Origin of the sequence: Margalitia sp. FSL K6-0131, assembly GCF_038008735.1 — a bacterium.
Taxonomy (GTDB): Bacteria; Bacillota; Bacilli; order Bacillales; family Bacillaceae_C; genus Margalitia; species Margalitia shackletonii.
This window is the reverse complement of the sequence record NZ_JBBOZS010000001.1, coordinates 5323765-5342170: the sequence shown is the minus strand read 5'-3', so window position 1 is coordinate 5342170 and position 18406 is coordinate 5323765. Positions and strand designations below refer to the sequence as shown.

The 18406-nt window shown below is 38.1% G+C and carries 17 protein-coding genes; 11 read left to right on the top strand and 6 right to left on the bottom strand.

What is annotated here, in order from left to right:
- The first annotated feature begins 12 nt into the window (after window positions 1–12).
- Entirely contained in the window at window positions 13–1029 is a 1017-nt protein-coding gene (locus NSQ59_RS26120; RefSeq protein WP_055741463.1) for a ThiF family adenylyltransferase, read from the top strand.
- 240 nt (window positions 1030–1269) lie between these two features.
- Here the strand turns inward: NSQ59_RS26120 and NSQ59_RS26115 are convergent, their stop codons facing one another.
- Window positions 1270–1623 carry a general stress protein gene (locus NSQ59_RS26115; protein WP_055741462.1) on the bottom strand — a complete coding sequence of 118 codons (354 nt, stop codon included), beginning with the start codon at window positions 1621–1623 and terminating at the stop codon, window positions 1270–1272.
- A gap of 190 nt (window positions 1624–1813) precedes the next feature.
- On the opposite strand from NSQ59_RS26115, the gene NSQ59_RS26110 reads away from it, so the two are divergent.
- Both NSQ59_RS26110 and NSQ59_RS26105 read left to right on the top strand, forming a co-directional pair.
- Complete coding sequence (locus NSQ59_RS26110; protein ID WP_055741461.1) at window positions 1814–2077, top strand: YwdI family protein; 264 nt, start codon at window positions 1814–1816, stop codon at window positions 2075–2077.
- A gap of 54 nt (window positions 2078–2131) precedes the next feature.
- The gene (locus tag NSQ59_RS26105; RefSeq protein WP_055741460.1) at window positions 2132–2503 is read left to right on the top strand and encodes a DUF423 domain-containing protein; all 372 of its coding nucleotides are present in this window, start codon (window positions 2132–2134) and stop codon (window positions 2501–2503) included.
- A 286-nt stretch (window positions 2504–2789) separates the two neighbouring features.
- Here the strand turns inward: NSQ59_RS26105 and gerQ are convergent, their stop codons facing one another.
- Entirely contained in the window at window positions 2790–3221 is a 432-nt protein-coding gene (gerQ, locus tag NSQ59_RS26100) for a spore coat protein GerQ (RefSeq protein ID WP_055741459.1), read from the bottom strand.
- Between the two features lie 434 nt (window positions 3222–3655).
- A complete protein-coding gene (gene hemQ / locus NSQ59_RS26095) occupies window positions 3656–4408 on the bottom strand; it encodes a hydrogen peroxide-dependent heme synthase (protein ID WP_055741458.1) in 753 nt (250 codons plus the stop codon).
- Window positions 4409–4621: 213 nt separating this feature from the next.
- Here hemQ and pta point away from each other — a divergent pair, with 213 nt between their 5' ends.
- From pta to NSQ59_RS26075, 4 genes are all read left to right on the top strand, one after another.
- A complete protein-coding gene (gene pta, locus NSQ59_RS26090) occupies window positions 4622–5593 on the top strand; it encodes a phosphate acetyltransferase (RefSeq protein WP_340833043.1) in 972 nt (323 codons plus the stop codon).
- A 191-nt stretch (window positions 5594–5784) separates the two neighbouring features.
- Window positions 5785–6627: a lipoate--protein ligase family protein gene (locus tag NSQ59_RS26085; RefSeq protein WP_340833042.1), complete on the top strand. Its 843-nt coding sequence runs from the start codon at window positions 5785–5787 to the stop codon at window positions 6625–6627.
- 662 nt (window positions 6628–7289) lie between these two features.
- The gene (locus NSQ59_RS26080) at window positions 7290–9038 is read left to right on the top strand and encodes an ABC transporter ATP-binding protein (protein ID WP_340833041.1); all 1749 of its coding nucleotides are present in this window, start codon (window positions 7290–7292) and stop codon (window positions 9036–9038) included.
- Window positions 9035–11044, top strand: a complete 2010-nt coding sequence (locus tag NSQ59_RS26075; RefSeq protein WP_340833039.1) for an ABC transporter ATP-binding protein — start codon at window positions 9035–9037, stop codon at window positions 11042–11044. The genes NSQ59_RS26080 and NSQ59_RS26075 overlap by 4 nt, the downstream gene beginning before the upstream one ends.
- Window positions 11045–11163: 119 nt before the next feature.
- Here the strand turns inward: NSQ59_RS26075 and NSQ59_RS26070 are convergent, their stop codons facing one another.
- Window positions 11164–11892: an RsfA family transcriptional regulator gene (locus NSQ59_RS26070; protein WP_055741453.1), complete on the bottom strand. Its 729-nt coding sequence runs from the start codon at window positions 11890–11892 to the stop codon at window positions 11164–11166.
- A 191-nt stretch (window positions 11893–12083) separates the two neighbouring features.
- Between NSQ59_RS26070 and NSQ59_RS26065 the strand changes: the two genes are divergently transcribed.
- Together NSQ59_RS26065 and NSQ59_RS26060 are read left to right on the top strand one after the other, a co-directional pair.
- Window positions 12084–13388, top strand: coding sequence for an HD domain-containing protein (locus NSQ59_RS26065; protein WP_055741452.1), 1305 nt, complete (start codon window positions 12084–12086; stop codon window positions 13386–13388).
- 26 nt (window positions 13389–13414) lie between these two features.
- Window positions 13415–13924, top strand: coding sequence for a YwgA family protein (locus NSQ59_RS26060; protein WP_055741451.1), 510 nt, complete (start codon window positions 13415–13417; stop codon window positions 13922–13924).
- A 100-nt stretch (window positions 13925–14024) separates the two neighbouring features.
- Here the strand turns inward: NSQ59_RS26060 and NSQ59_RS26055 are convergent, their stop codons facing one another.
- Window positions 14025–14210: a 2-hydroxymuconate tautomerase gene (locus NSQ59_RS26055; protein WP_126647177.1), complete on the bottom strand. Its 186-nt coding sequence runs from the start codon at window positions 14208–14210 to the stop codon at window positions 14025–14027.
- Window positions 14211–14425: 215 nt separating this feature from the next.
- Here NSQ59_RS26055 and NSQ59_RS26050 point away from each other — a divergent pair, with 215 nt between their 5' ends.
- Both NSQ59_RS26050 and NSQ59_RS26045 read left to right on the top strand, forming a co-directional pair.
- A complete protein-coding gene (locus tag NSQ59_RS26050; protein ID WP_055741449.1) occupies window positions 14426–15079 on the top strand; it encodes a site-2 protease family protein in 654 nt (217 codons plus the stop codon).
- 227 nt (window positions 15080–15306) lie between these two features.
- A complete protein-coding gene (locus NSQ59_RS26045; RefSeq protein WP_055741448.1) occupies window positions 15307–15819 on the top strand; it encodes a YwhD family protein in 513 nt (170 codons plus the stop codon).
- 359 nt (window positions 15820–16178) lie between these two features.
- Here the strand turns inward: NSQ59_RS26045 and NSQ59_RS26040 are convergent, their stop codons facing one another.
- On the bottom strand, window positions 16179–18242 hold the full coding sequence (locus NSQ59_RS26040; protein WP_340833036.1) for a transglycosylase domain-containing protein: 2064 nt from the start codon (window positions 18240–18242) through the stop codon (window positions 16179–16181).
- Between the last annotated feature and the right edge of the window lie 164 nt (window positions 18243–18406).

The window sequence follows — 18406 nt, the reverse complement described above, 5'->3', positions numbered from 1 at the left end:
GGAAGTACGCTTATGAATCGATATTCACGGCAAACTTTGTTTTCTCCTATTGGAATTGATGGACAGGAAAAGATAAGAAAGAAGCATGTATTAATTGTAGGGATGGGCGCGCTAGGATCTGCTATTGCTGAAACTTTGACCAGAGCGGGTGTTGGAAAATTAACCATCATTGACCGGGATTATGTGGAGGAAAGCAATTTACAACGTCAGCTTTTGTACTCGGAAAGAGATGCACAGGAACGAGTACCGAAGGCAGAAGCGGCAAAAAAAAGACTTAATGAAATTAACCAAGATGTGGATGTCGGGTCCATTGTAGGGGAAGCGGACGCACAGCTATTAGAAAGTGTAGCTCCTGATATGGATTTAATCATGGATGGTACAGACAACTTTGAGACACGTTTTATCATGAATGATATCGCCCATAAGTTTCGCATTCCTTGGATATTTGGTTCATGTGTGGGAAGCTTTGGCTCTGCTTTTACCATCATTCCGGGAGAGACTCCATGTTTGCAATGTTTAATGAAGAAATTGCCGATGAATGGACAAACATGTGATACAGTTGGCATTATAGCGCCTACCGTACAAATGGTTACGGCATATCAAACTGCTGAAGCGTTAAAAATTTTATCGGAAAATAATAATGCGTTGAGAAATACCTATGTAACTTTTGACTTGTGGCAAAATCAGACTCTTTCTATTAAAGCAGATGCAACCAAAAATCCCGATTGTTATACATGTGGACATCATCCAACCTATCCAAACCTTCATTATGAGGTAGCCACAAAAACAGCCGTTTTATGCGGAAGAAATACGGTTCAAATTAGGCCATCTGGCTGTTCGAATATTTCTATAGAGGGTCTTACGATTCAATGGAGAAAAGCTGGATATGAGGTTAGTGGGAATCCTTATCTTGTATCGGTGTTGAAGGGAGATTACAGAATGGTTTTGTTTAAGGATGGAAGGGCCTTAATTCATGGAACAAATGATGTGGCAATGGCGAAGAAAGTGTACCACTCTTTAATAGGATAAGTGTATAGCGGTCCTGCTGAAAGGACCGCTAATTTTTAATACTAACCAGAAAGTATAAGCCTATTATCAAATAAATAATTTTACAAGTTTTTGTCTAGCTCCAGCATCGGATTTCCCTGTCTTCTCCCTGCGGGTAAGGGATATTAGGTTTTAAGAGATAATTTCACAATCTAGTGAACTACCTCAGCTCTATGACTATAAAATTCGTACGTAAAGCTGCGACGCCCCGCGCTTTTCTAATTAAATTATAGTATAAGGAGGTTCATCTAAACGCTCTTCAGAAGCAATGACAACTAATTTCCCTTCGTCGAGCACTTCCTCATATTTTTCCGCCTCCATTTTACTTAATCCAAGTGAATGCATTTTGGAACGGAGCTCATCCCCACGTTTTTTAAACACATTTCCAAAGGAATCTAGAACGCCTTGTTCCTCGATACCGACGCTTCCTGTATGCGTAGCATCTGTTAAATCCTTCGAGCGCCCTTTTTCATGAGCAAAAATATAAACATCTTCTTTTTGGTATCCTTGGTTTTGCAATTCACTCACTAGGTTGGATGCGGCAAGTCCATTTTCTGCAACTTTTACTGTATACATAAAATCTCCTCCTTTGTGAGGTGCTTGTCACCTCGAATTATTATGTATATAACCTGTTTACCATATGGATAAACATATATTTTTTAAAACGACAATTATTAACATGTTTCACGTGAAACATGTCGAATTTAGAGAGAGAAGAGGAAATATGGTAAGATGAGAGTAATATACAGGTAAGGAGATAATGAAAGTGACAATCTCAAATCATTCTCTTTTGAAAAAAATAGAAGAAGAAGTTCTGAAAGCAAAACAACTGCATGATTCCAGCAAGCAAAAACAGCATGTATATACGATCAAGACATTATGTGAATTAATTCTGGAACAGGGAGCCGAAACTGCAGCGGATATTTCTCACCATGTAAATCCTGCACCAACAACTACTCTAACGTATGAAAAATCGCAGCCTTTAAAGACTGATGACGGTTCAAATGGGGATTCTATTTTTGATTTTTAATACGGCTTCTCTTACAATAAATGAAGAATAAATAGAGAGATAAGGAGTGTTAACATGAAAGCCTTTGTTATTATAGGAGCTATTAATGCCTTTTTAGCGGTTGCATTAGGTGCGTTCGGAGCACATGGATTGGAAGGGAAAATTCCGGAGAAATATTTAGAGGTTTGGAAAACAGGTGTTACCTACCAAATGTTCCATGCTCTCGGATTGATTGCAATTGGACTCATTGCGAAACATATTCAATCATCTTCTCTTTTGTCATGGTCTGGATGGTTAATGTTTGTCGGAATCATCCTGTTCTCAGGAAGTCTATACATATTAAGTGTAACGAGAATAAGTATTCTAGGCGCCATAACTCCTTTCGGCGGTGTAGCATTCCTTGTTTCGTGGGTATTGCTGATCATTGCTGCAGCAAAATATTATTAATAAAGGCTCTTTTCTTTGACTATGTTGCTCTAGAAGATGGCAACCTTATAAATGCTCTTAAATGGCTTAGGAATGAGAAAGCACTTAAAGGAAATGGTGACCCGAAACTAAGTCTACATTAGCAACTATTTACGATAAGTAAAAATCTATAACAATCTTAATAAAAACAGCTCTTTCATTAGAAAGGGCTGTTTTTAGTCTAAAAAGCTAACTGCTTACCTTGATAACAAATTCTATACTGTTAGTCCTTTTCTAGCTCCACGCCTCTTGGCAAGCGGATTTCTAATTATCTTGTTGGATAAGTTGCCATCTGCTGAGCCGATCCAAAAGGATATTCGTACTCTACTTCTTCTGTAAATGTAATATAATCTACATACACCATTGGAATAAGATTACGTTCACCTGTTTGCGGATCACTGATAATGACATGGTCCCGGCCTGCTGCCTCTATAATTCCGGTAAATTGCTTCTCTCTTTTATTTTCGAATGTTGCATAAAGATGAATTAATTTTCCTTTGTTCAAACGTAAAATATTTTCGATGTAGGACTGTTCTGCAGGCAGCATTCCTGGTATATTAGGTCCCTGCGTTGTAGGTCCGCTAGCAGTTAAAGGCGGTGTCCCGAATTGCTGTGGCATATTTCCTCCATAATATGGTGGTTGCGATGCTTGCCTATAAGGATAGCCGTATGCATTTGGATTGACATAGGAATTTGACAATATTCTCCCTCCTTGATACACCCTAGTTAGAAATGGATAAGTTATTAATCAATACATAAAGGATTTTAATCCGCAAAGCGAAAAAATAATCATGAATTTTTACAGCACTTTTACTTAGATTATTTTTTTCTGTAAGCTTTACACCTCTCTTCAAGGAAGCCAGACTTGTACGGATGGTGAAAGGATTTATTTGATATTTTCACTATTTCATATGTATGTAAGTGAAGAAGGGGATATGCATGGAAATTTTTTTGTGGATTTTTAAGGAATAAAAGAGCCCCTAAAATGTAGGGGCTAATAATATATTTTTATCTAACTACAGCGCCTATTGGCTAGTGGATTTCTACGTCTTCTTCCAACGATAAATGGTTTCCTTTATCTCGCCTGTGACTACGAAATCCATATGCTAGAGCTGCGGCGCTTCCGCTTTTGTTTTAAACATGTAAAAACTTCGCAATTTTCTCTTCTTCTAATAGATTCCCAACAAAGAAGGAACCGAATTCGCCGTAACGTGCACTTACTTCATCAAAGCGCATCTCATAGACAAGCTTCTTAAATTGCAGAACATCATCTGAAAATAGGGTGACGCCCCATTCATAATCATCGAAGCCGACGGAACCGGTAATAATTTGCTTTACTTTGCCAGCATATTTACGCCCAATCATTCCATGACTACGCATCATTTCACGACGTTCTTCCATGGATAGCATGTACCAATTGTCATTGCCTTCACGTCGCTTGTCCATAGGATAGAAGCAAATATATTTGGATTTTGGTAGTTCAGGATACAGACGTGATTTCACATACGGGTTTTGGTATGGATCTTCGTCAGAATTACCGCCGCCAACATAATTACTTAATTCTACAACAGATACATAAGAGTATGTAGGAATCGTATATTCAGCTATTGTAAGCTTATTAAATTCATTTTCAAGCTCATTTAGCTCCTCCATAGTAGGACGAAGCATCCAAAGGATAAAATCTGCCTTTTGGCCAACGATTGTGTATAATGCATGACTGCCTTGTTTTTCACTTTGTGTTTTATTTAATTTATTGATAAATTGTTGAAATTCGTAAATAGCTGTTTGGCGTTCATCGCTTGAAAGAGCTTTCCAAGCTGGCCAATTCATTGCTCTTAAATCATGCAAAGAATACCAGCCATCTAATGTTTGAGCTGCCTCACTCATTTTGATCACCTCGAGTTTGTTTTGTCTATCCATACTATAGCATAGTTTTTCCAATCATAAAAAATCCAACACACAATTGTAAAAAAACGATCAAGAAAAGGAAACACTATATTCACAAAATATAAACATTTGGCCAAAAAGCCTAAACGATTCATTCTTCTTAAAAAAGTTTGCTATAGTTTGGGTAGGATAAAATATAAAGGAGGAAAATATATGACTGATTTATTCTCAGCAATTAAAGATAAGGTTTCCAATAAAAATTTGAAAATTGTTTTTCCTGAAGGATTGGATGAGCGAATTTTATCTGCGGCGAGCCGTCTTGCAACAGAACGAATTTTAACTCCAATTTTAATAGGTAATAAGGAAGAAATTGAAGCGAAGGCTAAAGAGCATCAATTGGAGTTAGAAGGGGCGGTCATTTATGAACCTGCTCAATATGAAGGGTTTTCTGAAATGGTGGATTCTTTTGTAGCGAGAAGAAATGGGAAGGCAACAAAAGAAGAAGCAGAGAAGATTCTATTAGACGAAAACTACTTTGGAACAATGCTTGTTTACATGAATCATGCCGATGGGTTAGTAAGCGGTGCGGCACATTCAACGGCAGATACTGTTCGACCTGCCTTGCAAATCATTAAAACAAAGCAAGGTGTTAAAAAAACATCCGGAGTTTTTATTATGGTACGGGAAGAAGAAAAATACGTGTTTGCTGATTGTGCCATTAATATTACGCCAGACAGTCAGGATTTAGCAGAAATAGCTATTGAAAGTGCGAAAACGGCAGAGATGTTTGATCTTGAGCCAAGAATAGCTATGCTAAGCTTTTCGACAAAGGGGTCTGCCGTGTCACCGGAAACAGAAAAAGTAATGGAAGCAGTTCGGATTGCGAAGGAACGAGCACAAGACCTTGTATTAGACGGAGAATTTCAATTTGATGCTGCTTTTGTTCCTTCCGTTGCAAAGAAAAAAGCTCCGGATTCTGTATTGAAGGGCGATGCAAATGTATTTATTTTTCCGAGCCTTGAAGCAGGAAATATTGGATATAAAATCGCACAAAGGCTGGGGAATTTTGAAGCAGTCGGACCAATATTACAAGGCTTAAATGCTCCAGTAAATGATCTATCTCGTGGCTGTAATGAAGAAGATGTATATAAGTTAGCTCTTATCACGGCTGCGCAAGCGTTGTAATATAGTTATAGTTGATTAGAAAGGCTGTTTTCGTATCAATTGTTGCTTTAAATCCCTACTTCGACTAGCCTCGGGGGATCTTTTCTTAAAAAAGATCCCTATTCTTAAGACGAATGGAGAAGGCTATAAGATTTCCTTTTACAAGCAACAAAGTTGAAGAAAAGAGCCATTGAAAAGCGAGATGAGGAACGGTGGAAACAAATCTATCATTATTACAGCAAGATAAATGGAGAATTATTGATCAATCAAGCTTAGGACCGATGTTCGAGGCACTGCAGTCCTTTGCTATGGATGATACATTATGTACTTCAGTGGGAGCAGGGGTTTCACCTGCCACGGCCAGGTCTTGGGTACATCATCAAACTATTGTGTTGGGAATACAAGATACAAAGCTGCCTTTCTTAGAAGATGGATTGGCCTATTTAAAAAAACAAGGATTCCGGTTCATTGTCAGAAATTCCGGGGGATTAGCAGTTGTTCTGGATAGTGGAGTGTTAAATTTGTCCCTCATTTTCGCGGATACGGAAAAGGGAATCGATATTAATCGCGGTTACGATGCGATGTGGGCGTTAATTAAGGAAATGTTCTCAGATTTTAATGCTGAGATTGAGGCGAGAGAAATTGAGGGATCTTATTGTCCCGGCAGCTATGATTTAAGTATTAACGGGAAAAAGTTTGCAGGGATTTCCCAACGAAGAATCCGAAAAGGGGTCGCAGTCCAAATTTATTTATGTGTATCTGGCAGCGGACAAAATCGGGCGAAACTCATTCAGGAATTTTATCAAGTAGCTAAAAAGGACCAGGAAACCAAATTCACCTATCCTACTATTCATCCGGAAGTAATGGCATCCTTATCCGAGTTGCTTCATACAGAATTAACGATACAAGATGTTATGCTGCGATTTTTAAATGTACTAAAAGATAGGAGCGGCAAACTATATGGAGAACCATTATCTGGACAAGAATTAGAATGGTATGAGGTTAATTACCAAAGAATAGTGGAACGAAACGAAAAAATAAAGGTGGATTTTTAAATCAAGGTGAAATCCTTGATTTTTTTTTAGATGAATAAAGCCTTGTGGAGCTAGTGGTTTACGGGTAAAACCCAAGAACGGAAGGGAGAGCCCTAATTCACAGGATACAACATACCTAGTGAAGTTTTTGTAAATTTGTTAAATTAGGAATTGACATATAATTTTGAGGATGATATTCTAACTAAGAATCTAAAATTACCAATTAAAAACAAAGGAGGTTAACGTGATGAAATTAAATGTACTCTTAAACAAAAACAATGATACAAACAAAAATAATTTCATATATCGCGTAACCTGTCCTTATGCATTATTGATCGTGTAAAAAGAATTAAAAAATACGAATCAAGCACAGGATACGTATCGGTGAAATTTGAAGTGCTAATTTCACTCGTTTCCTGTGCTTTTTTGTGGGCAGCTGCCACTTGCGCAGTCTGTCCTTTTTTGTGCCTTGAGAAAAATATAAGTTAAGACACATAGGCTTGTTTAGCTGTCCAGCTTCAGTGCCTATCGGCTAGTGGATTTCTCCGTTTCCTCCCTAAGATAATTCAACATCAGCTCGTGAACCTCGCTGTGTTTCCTTTATCTCGAGGTGAGCGACTACGAAATCCATTCGCCGATGGGCAAGGCACTTACGCATTTAGAATAGGGGGGTGGGATCACCTATGCTTTGGAAATTAAGGTGGTTTTTTAAGGAAAATTGGAAACGTTATTTGGTTGCTGTTCTATTTTTAATTATTGTCGGGGTATTGGATGTCATACCGCCTAGATTAGTAGGAATGGCAATCGATGATATTCAGCTCGGTAGCCTAACATGGTCAGGTGTATACCAATATCTTTTATATTTAATCGGAATCGGAGTAATTTCATACGGTATTACGTATGTTTGGATGTACCAATTATTTGGCGGTGCCTTTGTCCTTGAGAGAAAGCTGCGTTCACGATTAATGGGGCATTTTTTCAAAATGACACCGGCGTTTTATGAACGTAACCGTACGGGTGACCTTATGGCGAGGGCAACGAATGACCTGAAAGCAATATCTGTAACGGCTGGGTTTGGTATTTTAACTCTGACAGATTCGACTATTTTCATGTCTACCATCCTGTTAACGATGGGGATTCTTGTCAGTTGGAAATTAACGTTTGCGGCTATTTTGCCTTTCCCAATAATGGCCGTTTTAATCACAATCTACGGAAAGAAAATTCATGAACGTTTTATTAAGGCCCAGGATTCATTTGGGGATTTAAATGATCGTGTTTTGGAATCTGTAGCTGGTGTACGTGTTATTCGTGCCTACGTGCAGGAGAGAGCGGATGAAAAGCTCTTCAGTGATATGACAGAAGACGTATTTAAAAAGAACATGGATGTTGTCAAAATTGACTCTTTGTTTGACCCGACCATCAAAATTTTAACAGGTGTTAGTTATCTTATTGGATTGGGTTATGGTGCATATCTTGTATTTCACCAACAAATTACCTTGGGTGATTTAGTTTCTTTTAATGTGTACCTGGGAATGATGATTTGGCCAATGTTTGCCATTGGGGAATTAATGAACTTAATGAAACGCGGAAGTGCTTCCCTTGACCGGGTAGAGGAAACATTAAACCAGAAGGAAGATGTCTTAAATCCGGAAATGCCTTCTTTAGTGGATACACCAGAAAACATCCAGTTCGAGCAATATACATTCCAATATCCATCGTCTAATACTCCAAACCTGAGTAATTTACGATTGTCATTTGAAAGGGGTCAGACATTAGGGATTGTTGGAAAAACAGGCAGTGGAAAAACAACGTTTGTGAAGCAACTTTTACGTGAGTATAAAGAAGGTACTGGTGACTTTTCGATTTCCAATGTTGAGATTGCCAAGCAAACGAAAGAACAGGTTCGTAATTGGATTGGCTATGTGCCGCAAGACCATGTTCTATTTTCCAGATCAATAAAAGAAAATATTTTGTTTGGACATCCGGACGCAAAGGATGAGGATATTGAAAAAGCCATAGAGTTAGCTTCCTTCCGCAAAGATTTAGAGCTGTTGCCGGAAGGATTGCAAACTCTTGTGGGGGAAAAAGGTGTGTCGTTATCCGGGGGTCAAAAGCAGCGGATATCCATCGCTCGTGCCTTAATCAAAAATCCGGAGATTCTTATCTTAGATGATTCTTTATCCGCTGTTGATGCAAAGACAGAAACAAGAATTATTGAAAATATCCAAAGAGAGCGAAACGGGAAAACAACGATTATTACGACGCATCGGTTATCAGCCGTCGAGCATGCTGATTGGATTATTGTCCTCAACGATGGTGCCATTGCGGAAGAAGGAACCCACGAGCAATTAATCGGGCAAGAAGGCTGGTACCGTGAGCAATTTTTAAGACAACAAATGGAAGAATCGAAGGAAGAGGAGGTGGTATCATGAAGGCAGGAAAGCAGCTATTTCAATATGCATTAGCATTTAAAAAGATTATTATTGTTGCTTTAATTATGCTGGGTTTATCAGTCGGAGCAGAATTAACAGGCCCTTTCATCGCCAAAAAGATGATCGACGCTCATATCCTCGGCATTGAATCATCCTGGTTTGAAGCTGCAAAGGGGAAGGATGCCGTTAAATTTGATGGCCATTATTATAAACGCGGCGCTTATTTTGGGAAGGGAGAAGCAAAAGGAAAGGAAGTAAGGATTATTCAAATAGGCAAAGACTTTTATTTCATTCCTGAAGCTATTCCTTTCGATGGAAAAAGAACGTATCATAATGGGCAGGTAACGATTAAAAAAGGCGATCAGTCGAAAATCTTTCAAGCTAAAAAAATCAAAGCGAATCAGCTTCTCCAATTTTATCAGCCGGAGATTCCTAGAATGATCAAGCTTATACTCTTTTATTTTAGCTTATTGTTAGGGGCTTCCGTCTTTCAATATGGACAGCACTATTATTTACAAAAGGCATCTAACCGGATTATTCAAAAAATGCGCAATGATATTTTTCAGCATATTCAAAGATTGCCGATTCGCTATTTTGATAATTTGCCTGCCGGTAAGGTCGTTTCACGAATTACGAATGATACAGAAGCAATACGGGATCTATATGTTGCCGTATTAGCAAATTTTTTTACAAGTACGATTTATATCACGGGAATTTTTATTTCTTTGTTTATTTTAAATGCAAAGCTTGCAGCTATTTGTTTACTGCTAATACCAATCTTGTATGCGTGGATGATTATTTACCGGAAATATGCTTCGAAATATAATCAGGTCATTCGAACAAAAATTAGTGAGATCAATGCTTCTATAAATGAATCCATACAGGGAATGAATATTATTCAAGCGTTCCGGCGCGAGGATCAGATGAAGGAAGAGTTCGAGCAATTGAACGAAACTCATTTTAAATATCAAAATAAACAGCTCAATTTAAATGCCTTAACTTCTCATAATTTAGTAGGGATTTTAAGAACGATTACTTTTGTAGCGTTTATTTGGTACTTCGGCGGCGGCTCTGTTGGTGTAGGTTCCTTTGTTTCTTTAGGTGTCTTATATGCCTTTGTTGATTATATTAACCGGCTTTTCCAACCAGTCACCGGAATCGTGAATCAGTTTGCAAATCTGGAGCAAGCACGTGTAGCGGGGGAAAGAGTGTTTGAATTATTAGCGGAAACAGGTACCCCGGTTAATGATACTAAAATGGAGCGTTATCAAGGAAATGTTACCTTCGATAAAGTTACCTTTGGATACAAGGAAAATCATGATGTACTAAAAGACATTTCCTTTGATGCAAAAATGGGTGAAACCATTGCACTGGTTGGTCATACCGGTTCTGGGAAAAGCTCGATTATGAATCTTTTATTCCGTTTCTATGATTGTCTGAATGGATCCATTAAAATTGATGGGAAAAATATTAATGAGATTCCCGTACAGGCATTACGTGAGCATATGGCGATTGTGCTTCAGGATCCTTATTTATTTACTGGAACCATCGCTTCGAATGTCAGTTTAAATGATCCAAGGATTACTCGAGAAATGGTAGAAAAGGCATTAAAGGATGTTGGGGCAGATAAAGTGCTGAAAAACTTGGAAAAAGGTATTGATGAGCCTGTGATTGAAAAGGGAAGCACCCTTTCGTCCGGCCAACGGCAATTGATTTCTTTTGCCAGAGCACTGGCTTTCAATCCGGCTATCCTAATATTGGATGAAGCTACATCCAATATCGATACCGAAACAGAATCTATTATTCAAGATGCCATGGAAGTATTGAAAAAAGGAAGAACGACCTTTATCATTGCGCATCGGCTATCTACCATCCGTAATGCTGACCAAATTTTGGTTTTAGATAAAGGCAGAATCGTTGAAAAGGGAAATCATGAAGAACTGCTCGCGCTTAGGGGCAAATATTATCAGATGCATCAACTGCAGCATATTAAGAGTGCTGGGTAGTAGATAAGTGGTACGAACGGCCCGAAATTAGAACCGAAACTACCAATAGACCGAGTTGGGTCAATAGGCCAACCTAATTAAAAAGAACCCTGTTCCACATTATTGGAACAGGGTTCTTCTTATTCAGCCAACTTCTCTAAATTACCATTCCGGTCCATTTTAAAAGTCGAAGTGGATGGCTCATCTTCATCAAATAAGACAAGCTTTCTTGCACGATTCATGATCTTCATCAATGTTTCGTAATCTTCCTGCATGGTAACAGAATTTTGCTCTAACTCATTAATTCGTTTTTGCAGTTCTTCATTTTTGCGTTTCACATCGGATAATTCGTGCTTTAATCTTGCATTCTCACTTTTTAAAATGGTTGACTGAAATTGCGTATTATTTAAGTATTGTAAATATCCAATGACTTTTGATAAACTCATTTCTTCATTGTTTTTATTTAGTACAGGTAAAGAAGGTGTATTGGTTGTTGTAATTGGTGTTAATTCCTCTGCAAGTTCTTCCTGCTCCAATACAACCGCTTGTAACGGAATTTCTATGTCCTCCACATCCTCAAGCGTAGGGGTAGGCGGTTGATAGAGTAGTTTTTTCTTGCCACCTTGATCTTTTCCTAAAAGTCGCTGTCTTTGCTTTCTTTGTTTTTTTGCTAGTTGAAGAGCTTGTTCATAATTATGGCGAACGACCGCATTCCAACGAAAACCGCAAGCAGCGGATGTTCTATTTAACCTATCTCCAACCTCTTCAAAGGCATTTAATTGAGTACTGCCTTCCCGAACGTGGCGCAATACCGTTTCAGCTAAAATTAAATCATTTTCATCTGTCCAAGCATCTTGGCGAGACTTCATTATTCTCAACTCCCAATTGAAAAAATTTGATTTTCCTTGTTAATCAAAGCATGGACATATTTACTGACTTTTATACCAATATTGTAAAAAAGATGATAGTTTCGCAATTTTCGGGCCTGCTTATTCCAAATCTTTCAATATGAAAGCAAACTCGTTATAATAAAATTATGATAGACATGGAGGGTTATTAAGTGGAATATTCCAAACGAAAATTAAGCGAGGAAAAAGTATTTAAAGACCCTGTTCATCGATATGTTCATGTAAGTGATCAAGTTATTTGGGATTTAATTGGAACGAAGGAATTCCAAAGATTACGGAGAATTCGTCAATTGGGTACTACCTATTTTACTTTTCACGGTGCAGAACATAGCCGCTTTAATCATTCCTTAGGTGTTTATGAAATTGTACGGAGAATTATTGATGATGTATTCGAGGGACACCCGGAGTGGAATGATGATGAACGTCTGCTTTCTTTATGTGCTGCGCTATTACATGACTTGGGCCATGGTCCGTTCTCCCATTCATTTGAAAAGGTGTTTACACTGGACCATGAAGAATTTACACAGCAAATCATTGTTGGGAATACCGAAGTAAATGCTGTTTTAAGTAAAGTAGGACCTGATTTTCCCAAGAAAGTCGCGGAAGTCATTGCAAAAACATATGAAAATAAACTGGTTATTAGTTTAATTTCCAGTCAGCTCGATGCCGATCGCATGGATTACTTACTTCGTGATGCTTATTTCACTGGTGTAAGCTATGGGAATTTTGATATGGAGAGGCTTTTGCGGGTAATGAGGCCACGCGAAGATCAAGTAGTATTTAAATACAGCGGGATGCATGCGGTAGAGGACTATATTATGAGCCGTTATCAAATGTATTGGCAGGTATATTTCCATCCGGTAACAAGAAGCTCTGAGGTAATCTTGACGAAAATTTTACACCGGGCAAAATCTCTGCATGAAGAATTCTACTCATTTAAACATCATCCCATCCATTTCTATTCCCTTTTTGAGGATGAAATGACATTAGAAGACTATTTAAAATTAGATGAATCTGTCATATTATATTATTTTCAGATGTGGCAAGAAGAGGACGACCCCATTTTAAAAGATTTATGTACAAGGTTTATGAACCGGAATTTATTTAAATATGTCGAGTTCGACCCGGCTAAGCAGTTTAAGGTACATAGTCAATTAGAGAAATTATTTGCTAGTGCCGGTATTGACCCCAATTATTATTTAGTGGTGGATTCATCCTCCGATCTCCCTTACGATTTTTACCGCCCGGGTGAAGAGGAAGAACGGCTGCCGATTTATTTATTGATGCGTAACGGGGAACTTCGAGAGCTATCGAGGGAATCAGACATTGTGGATGCCATCTCAGGAAAGCGACGTACAGACCATAAATTGTACTATCCAAAAGATTTTATTTATGATGAGTCGAACCAGAGTGATGTTATACAACAAATTCGTTCTATACTTGAGGGATTGAAATAGTTATTTGAAGCAGGAGATGAAGTTCTTTGTTAAAGGATCATGTAAGAATAATAAGTGCACTTTCAGCTTCGGGCGAGGTTGTTGGCCGCAAAAAGCTGCAAAAAATGATTTATATTGCAAAAAAATTATCCTTTCCATTTCAAGAAAAGTTCCAGTTTCATTTCTATGGGCCATACTCAGAGGAATTAACATTAAGAGTGGAAGAGCTCTATAACTTAGGTTTTATTGAAGAAATAAAAGAAAAAAAAGGCGGGTATTATCAATACCGATATTCGGTTACAGAAAATGGGAAGGAGTTTCTGCATTTATATGAAACCGAGATGCCACATTTGAAAGAATGCTTAGCTAGTATGAATGAACAGAATGCCCGTTATCTCGAGCTCGTCTCTACTGTTTTATATTTTGACAATTTACCAAAGACAGAGGTAGTCGAGAAAATTAATAAAGTAAAAGCAAAGCAGCGGTATACAGAGGAAGAAATAGACCAAGCATATGAATATATCGAAGAACTGAAAAAAATAGCCAAGCCGAATTAAGGGAGACTTGGCTATTTTTATAGAAATTGAGTTTAGCGAACTGAGTTTAACAAAAAAATAAATGATGTAAACAGTTCGTAGTTCTCAGATATGTACAAAATTATTGGTCGCTATAACGTTTTCCGCCAACAGCATAATGGTTTTTGGACATTTCTTCAATAAATACAACGATATTTTCCTTAGGGGCATTTGCTGTTTCACTTACTGCTTGTGTTACCTTTTCAACTAATGCCTTTTTTTGCTCTTCTGTGCGTCCTTCTAACATTTTTACAGTTACATATGGCATAATGGACAGCTCCTTTCTTTAGAGATTGTCTAGCTACAGCGCCTAACGGCTAGCGGATGAGCAAGGTGCTTCCGCTTTTCTATATAAGAAAAGTGTATGTTTTTTGCAAAACGAAAGCAAGCAGATTATAGTTATATAAAGGTATTTGAGACTAATGCATTGTATAATAATGAAGAAGAAGGAAATGAACGATAAAAAACTAAAGGGGTTAGAGTGTGGGTTTTCTAAGATATTCCATTCAAGAGATTCCGTTTGTTATAATTACATTACTTATTGCATTTACGGTCCATGAATTTGCTCATGCATATACAGCGTATAAATTTGGTGATCCAACTGCAAAAAAGCAGGGGAGATTATCATTAAACCCGATCCATCATCTTGATCCGCTGGGGACCATCCTTATTCTTGTTGCAGGATTCGGTTGGGCACGTCCTGTTCCGGTGAATCGGAATTACTTTAAAAATCCGAGAGCTGCCGGTGTATTAGTGTCCATTATGGGACCGTTAAGCAACCTGGTCATGGCATTTATCGGGTATGGGTTTTGGTATTTTCTTGCAACAAGAAATGGTGGACTAGGTGGCGGACCTGCTTTTTTCATGGATTTTTTTAATTACTTTACAGGTATAAATTTAGTACTAATGATATTTAATTTAATTCCTTTGCCGCCATTGGATGGCTACCGTATCATTGAGGATCTTGTCAGCCCATCCATTAGGGCAAAATTAACGCAGTATGAACAATATAGTATTATCATTTTTCTTATCATCTTAGTAACGCCGCTAGATCGATATACTATTACACCATTAATCCAAAATGTTTCGCATTTTTTTCTTGAACGTTTTAATGCGATATTTTCAATGTTTTTATAGTGTATCAATTCAAAAGCGGACACAGAATCCGTTATCTGTGACAAAAAGGGTATTTTCAAGTATTAAGCGGACACACATTCCGTTATTTGGCCCAACGGCGCTTATTTTTCCATGATTTTTATGAAATAGCGGAATCTCTGTCCGGAAACATAAGAAATTAGCCCGTTTTTTCACAGATAACGGAACCAGTGTCCGCAAAAGTACTACATAGAAGGAGGCTATTTACAATGGAACCGGGAAAAAAGAAACTTGAATTTAACATCGTAAAAAAAGATCCAAGAGATGACCATAAAGGCTTTGGTATGGGCTCTCTCAGCCTAGACAATGTTTCTCCCGTTATTATTGATATAGAAGAAGGGGACGCTGTTGTTGATATTGGTGCGATGCACGGGAAAAGTGCAGTGGAGAAAAGAGTTAAATTCCTTCCAAACAAGGATGAGGTTCCTGCTGGAGCAAAACCGTATTGGTTGGTTTGGGTAACAATGGAACGTAAAGAGGATGGTTTATATTACGCCGGTGTAACGGCATGCGAAATGACGGTTAATAAGGAAGCAAGACGCGGTTATAAATCCTTGCCTGAACATGTGAATCGATTAGATAAATCCTTGAAACGGCAAATTATTGTAGATCATATGGATGCTAAATCGAAAAAGGTATTAGCCGATTTTCTCAAAAATCATGATGAAAACATGTGGAATCGTTCCAGTGATAAACTGAAAAATGATTTAGAAACAGAGTAAATCTTATTTTAAGAAAGAAGAAAGTATAAGTTTTTTATCTTAAAAATAATAGTATAAGTCTAGCACCAGCGCCGAAGTACAAGGCACTGGTGCTTTCTTAAAATAATTTACGAAATTGTGAACAAATTGTGACAGTTAAACAAACCTAAATAAGTCGACTTGCTGATTTCCATAAATATCAGTAAACTTAAAACTATGGTTGCACTTACCAATCTAGGACATAAAAAACCCGGGCCGCACACCCGGGTTTTTTAATTTCTATCTAGTTTTGACGCCTGCGCTTATTTTTGCAGGAAAATAGTCTTGAAACGCGAGATTAAAAGCCAATTTCTCGAGAATAGCACCGAATTTCTGATTACTTATAGCCATTTAAATAACTTATGCAGCCATCCATCCTGTTTTTGTTTGTCTTTATGCTTTCGTATAGTTTTTCCTTCTTTACCATGTAAATCACAGTAAGCTGATGGCTCCGACCCCTTAACAAAATACATTTCGCGGGAGACCGGACAATCCTTAGTAGCAATTTTTCCGCTTTGAGGATCAATTGGTACGGAAACAACGCCTTTTGGTGCCTTGAAAGTTTTAATTGGCTCTCCTTTAAGAGCTCTTTCCATAAAACGGGCCCAAATTGTTTTGGCATATCGTTTATCTGCTGAAAGGGTAATTTCATTTCCTTTGTCATACCCAGTCCAAACACCAGCCGTTAGCTGAGGAGAGAAGCCAATCATCCAGCTATCTGTATTTGTTGAACCTGACTTTCCTGCATATTGGCGAGTTAATTGATTGATAATGGTAGACCCTGTAACAGGTGCATAACCATTTAGCTTTTTATCGAACATTCCTGTCATCATTTGTGTCATGACATAAGCAAGATCAGGCTGTAAGACTTGTTCTTTTTGAGGCATGTAATCATATAATACCTTCCCCTGATAATCTTCCACTCTGGTTATAAAAACAGGCTCCACCTTATTTCCACCGTTTGCAAGCATGCTGTAGGCACGGACCATATCAATCACATGAACGCCGGATGTTCCAAGAGCAAGAGAGGGGACCTTTGCCATTTTGGTTGTGATTCCAAAGTCTTTTGCCGTTTTGACAAGTGTATTTTCCCCTAAAAATAAATGTGTTTTGACCGCATACACATTATCAGACAAAGCCAACGCTTGAGCCATTGTTATTTCTCCATCTGCATACTCGTTGTTAAAATTATGCGGCGTATATTCCGCTCTCCCATTATCAAACTTAAAGGTTGTTGGTTCACTTCGCATCATCGTTGTTGGTGTAAATCCTTTTTCCAAAGCAGCATAGTATAGCAACGGCTTGATAGTGGAACCTGGTTGCCTGGTTGCCTGCACAGCTCGGTCATACGGACTGTCACTATAATTCCTTCCCCCAACTAGGGCTGTCACAAATCCTGTTTTTGGATTCATTGCCGTAAAGCCCACTTGTATATCTGAGTCTTCCGAAATACTTTCTTTAATAACCTCATCAGCTATTTTTTGTTGTTTCGTGTCCAATGTTGTATATACTCGAAGACCCCCTAAGTTGATGGTTCGGTCACTTAAGCCTAACGCTGTTTTTAGTTGATGCTTTACGATATCTTGAAAGTAAGGAGCTAAATCGGAACGGTGGTAGGCGTGTTTGCCGATAATCGTCAATTTTTCTAATGCAGCTGATTTTGCCTCGCCATCGGTAATATATCCATTTTCCCGCATTGATTTTAAAACGAGAAGCTGTCTTTTTTTCGCCTTCTCAAAGGAATTAATAGGTGAATAAATGCTAGGGCCCTTTGGAATTCCAATCAGCATAGATGCCTCTGCAAGATCTAACTTATTTGCATTTTTCCCGAAATAATATTGACTTGCCGCCTGAATGCCATATGCACCATGCCCATAATTAATCGTATTGATATATCCTTCTAAAATTTGCTTTTTGCTATAGTTCATTTCTAATCGAATGGTATACAAGGCTTCCGAAATTTTGCGTGTCCATGTTTTATCCATTGTAAGAAATAGGTTTTTAGCATATTGTTGAGTGATGGTGCTGGCACCTTGAACCTTATGCATAGCAATGGCATCAGCCAAAAGAGCACCGCCAATACGCTTTATATCAAAGCCATGGTGATGGTAGAAATTTCTATCCTCAATGGAAATGGTAGCATCTACAACATCCTGGGAAACACTGTTTAAAGGTACCCAGTAGCGTTTCTGGCCACTATTGCTTTCTCCGATAATGGCTCCATCGTTCGAATAGTAAAGGGTAGACTGTGGAACTGCCAATGGTGGTGGTCCAAGAATTTTGGCATACATATAAACTGCTAAGGCAAATAGAGACAAACCAGCAGCAATAAAGAGAATAGCAAATAGTAGGAAGCGAAAGTATTTCTTGCTCTTTTGGATTCTAGGGTTTGTTATTGTCTCCATGACCATCACCTCACCTGTTAAAATCTATTAATCAGTATGAAGTAACGAATCATGTTTTAAACATGCAAAAATGGATAAAATTTTTCTTGCTTTTTTAGAAGAATTCTCTATACTTTTTCTCATGTTTGTATTTATATTGATTAAGGGAATAGTATAAGAAAAGC